At 53.7% G+C, this 3,420-nt stretch carries 4 protein-coding genes; all 4 read left to right on the plus strand.

Features of this window, described 5'->3' with window-relative positions; all coding sequences use genetic code 11:
• Positions 1–80: 80 nt before the first annotated feature.
• The 4 genes from argR (at position 81) to ACR0QW_RS10800 (ending at position 3,232) form a co-directional block, all read left to right on the plus strand.
• Positions 81–536 carry an arginine repressor gene (gene argR / locus ACR0QW_RS10785; protein WP_432643636.1) on the plus strand — a complete coding sequence of 152 codons (456 nt, stop codon included), beginning with the start codon at positions 81–83 and terminating at the stop codon, positions 534–536.
• 1 nt (position 537) lies between these two features.
• Complete coding sequence (gene recN / locus ACR0QW_RS10790) at positions 538–2,256, plus strand: DNA repair protein RecN (RefSeq protein ID WP_432643637.1); 1,719 nt, start codon at positions 538–540, stop codon at positions 2,254–2,256.
• The gene (locus tag ACR0QW_RS10795) at positions 2,240–2,794 is read left to right on the plus strand and encodes an NUDIX hydrolase (RefSeq protein WP_432643638.1); all 555 of its coding nucleotides are present in this window, start codon (positions 2,240–2,242) and stop codon (positions 2,792–2,794) included. The genes recN and ACR0QW_RS10795 overlap by 17 nt, the downstream gene beginning before the upstream one ends.
• Positions 2,795–2,971: 177 nt before the next feature.
• Positions 2,972–3,232 (plus strand): stage V sporulation protein S, encoded by a 261-nt coding sequence (locus tag ACR0QW_RS10800; RefSeq protein ID WP_071142732.1) that lies wholly within the window; start codon positions 2,972–2,974, stop codon positions 3,230–3,232.
• The last annotated feature ends 188 nt before the right edge of the window (positions 3,233–3,420 follow it).

Below are 3,420 nucleotides of genomic sequence, written 5' to 3' on the forward strand. Positions count from 1 at the left end.
CCTCTTTCCTATTACGCTACCTGGCAGGAACGGATGCTGAAGAACGAAGGGCAGACCATCTTATAGGAGGTACGCAGAGCATGAAATTATCCAGACAGGAAGCTATCAAGAACATCATCAAGAACCAGCAGATCGAAACCCAGAGCGATCTGGCAGAAGCTCTGAAGGAAGCGGGTTTCAACGTGACCCAGGCCACCGTATCCCGGGATATCAAGGAAATGATGCTGATCAAGATCCCCGGGGAAGATGGCCGCTACAAGTATTCCTTTCCATCGGAAAACAGCAAGATCCTGACGGCGGAACGGCTGGAAGATACACTGCGAGGCTATACCCTGACCATCAGTTCCGCAGAGAACCTGATTGTGCTCCATACCCTGCCCGGTACGGCCCAGGCTGTGGCCTATGCCCTGGACCATCTGAACTGGAAGGAACTGCTGGGCACCGTGGGCGGCGACGATACGGTACTGCTCATCGTGGACAGCAAAGACGATGTGGAAATGGTAAAGCGCCGCCTGATGGCCAAGAAGGTACGGTAATATGCTGACCAGTCTGGAAGTACACAATTTTGCTCTGATCGACCACCTGCGGGTGGATTTCACACCAGGATTCAATGTGTTCACAGGGGAAACCGGGGCCGGGAAAAGTATCCTGATCGATGCCTTCAGTATTGTGCTGGGCAGCCGGGCCAGCGTGGATTACCTGCGCCAGGGTGCGGATGCCTACTGGATCCAGGCGGTGTTCGACATCGAAGGCCTGGAAACGGTCCATGACATCCTGCGGGAGCTGGATCTGGACCTGGGGGATGATACGTTGTTCCTGCGCCGGAAGGTGAACGCTTCTGGCAAGAGCCAGGCTTATGTAAACGAACGGCAGGTGCCGGTCTATGTGCTCACCCGTCTGGCTGCCCAGCTGGTGGATATCCACGGGCAGCACGAGAACCAGACCCTGCTGGCCCCCGGTGCGGCTCTTTCTGTCCTGGACAGTTACGATGCCAGCCTGCCGTCCCTGTTGGAACGGTACCAGGAGAAATTCGTAGCCTATGACAAGGCACGGGAAACGGTAAAAAAGTGGATGCTGAAGGACGCCCATCAGACCGAGGATTTAAAACGGCTGGAAGAGGAAATCCAGGAAATCGATGATGCTCATATCCAGCCCGGAGAGGACGAGACCCTGCGGGAAACGGTGCGCAAGCTGAGCAACCAGGAAAAGATCCTTCAGGCAGTGGGAGAAGCCCATCACCTGCTGGAAGGAGGGGAAGACACCCTGCCCAGCGCCCTGGATACTGTCAACAATGCCCAGGCTGCCCTTTCCGGAGTGCTTTCCTATGCACCGGAGCTGCAGCCCATCGCCGAAGAACTGGCGTCTGCCTGGGAATCTCTGGAGGACGTTCGCCAGAGTCTGGGTGATATCCTGTCCGCCGACCATGATGACCGGGAGACGCTGGAAGCGGCCCAGGAACGGCTGGACCAGCTGTATCGGCTGAAGCAGAAGTACGGCGGCAGTCTGGAAGAAGTGCTGGCCTACCGGGAAAAGGCCCAGAGCGAATATGAAGGGCTGCTCAGCCTGGAATCCACCCTGGCCCGGCTGCGGAAGCAGGAAGCCCTGCTGAAAGCTGAAATGCAAACAGAGGCCGATACCCTGACCGCCGCCCGGAAAAAAGCCGCCACCCAGCTGGTAAAGGCACTTTTGCCCCACATCCGGGATCTGGCCATGCCAGAAGGCCGCATAGATCTTCAGTTCACTCGACTGCCCGAATGTCACGGCAAAGGCCAGGACCAGGTGGTATTCCTGTTTTCAGCCAATGCGGGCATGGACCTGAAGCCCCTGGGCCGGATTGCCTCCGGCGGGGAACTGTCCCGGTTCGCTCTGGCCCTAAAGACAGTGCTTTTGGAGAAATTCGGTGTGCCCACCATGATCTTCGATGAAATCGATACTGGGGTAGGGGGTGTCACTGCCCAGAAGATGGCCGAAAAGATGGCTCTGATTGCCCACAGACGGCAGGTACTGTGCATTACCCACCTGGCCCAGATCGCCTGCTTTGCTGACCGGCAGCTGTACATCAGCAAAAGTACAGAGAAGGGCAGCACCACCAGCCAGGTACAGGTACTGGATACCGAGGGCCGCATCCAGGAAATCATGCGCATGACCGGGGGCACCAATGCATCCCGGTCGGCCCGGGCCAATGCCAGGGAATTGCTGAACATGGCCGCACAGTATAAAAAGAAGGAGTTTGGTACCAATGAAAACCTTGCATGACGAACGTTTGGATGAAACGGAACTTTCCAGCAGGGAGGCTTTCAGCGGCAAACTGCTGCATCTGTTCGTGGATAAAGTGAAACTGCCCAACGGAAATGAAGCCACTCGGGAATACATCAGGCACCCGGGTGCTGTGGGTATCCTACCGGTAACAGAAGACGGCCGCATGGTGTTCGTAAAACAGTTCCGCTATCCGGTCCATTCGGTGATTTACGAAATCCCCGCCGGCAAGCTGGAAAAGGGTGAGGATTTTCTGCCCAGTGCCAAACGGGAACTTTCCGAAGAAACGGGACTCAGCGCCGACAGCTGGAACAAACTCACTTCCATTTGCACCACCCCCGGTTTTACCGATGAAACCATCCATCTGTTCCTTGCCAAAGGACTGCATCAGGGCAGGCAGCATCCGGATCCGGACGAATTCTTGGATGTTGTGACCCTGCCTGAAGAAAAAGTAAGACAAATGGTCCTGACAGAAGACATTTTTGATGCAAAAACCCTTGCAGCACTCCTATTGTACTTCCTGAAGAAAGAATCCTGATAAAAAAGTTCGTAAGAACTTTGTAAAATCAAAAATAATTGTAACATTTTCTCGGAATATATGTTATAATATCCGTAAATTGATTTTGGGAAACGTTAGACGCCTCCGAGTCAAGATTGGGACAGGAGGGCATGAACGTTTTCCCGAAATCTCACAAAAAGATGAGGGGGAACGAACATGGATGTACTAAAAGTTTCGACAAAATCCAATCCGAATTCTGTAGCAGGTGCATTAGCAGGAGTATTGAGAGAAAATGGTAAAGCAGAAATCCAGGCCATCGGAGCCGGTGCTCTGAACCAGGCTGTAAAGGCTGTGGCCATTGCCCGCGGGTTCGTAGCTCCCCATGGGATGGACCTGGTATGTGTCCCCGCGTTCATCGACATCAACATCGACGGCGAAGAACGGACGGCCATCAAACTGCTAGTGGAACCTCGCTGAGTCACAAAAGAAAATCCCCGTACAGCAATTGCTGGGCGGGGATTTTTTTGGTTCTATAATAAATGTTGGGGTCTTGTGGACTTCCTGTTCACAAGACCCCTATGTTTTATATAAAATAAGACATACCTAAACTGAATTTCAACTCAACCACCACGAAGAACTGAAAGGAGCATAGATATGTCTCGTTA

The sequence above is a fragment of the Acidaminococcus sp. genome (genome assembly GCF_050873445.1).
Taxonomy (GTDB): Bacteria; Bacillota; Negativicutes; order Acidaminococcales; family Acidaminococcaceae; genus Acidaminococcus.

Coding starts and splice junctions, on each gene's coding strand:
- ACR0QW_RS10795 (WP_432643638.1), top strand. CDS start 2,240: ATGAAAACCTTGCATGACGAACGTTTGGATGAAACGGAACTTTCCAGC.
- ACR0QW_RS10800 (WP_071142732.1), top strand. CDS start 2,972: ATGGATGTACTAAAAGTTTCGACAAAATCCAATCCGAATTCTGTAGCA.
- recN (WP_432643637.1), top strand. CDS start 538: ATGCTGACCAGTCTGGAAGTACACAATTTTGCTCTGATCGACCACCTG.
- argR (WP_432643636.1), top strand. CDS start 81: ATGAAATTATCCAGACAGGAAGCTATCAAGAACATCATCAAGAACCAG.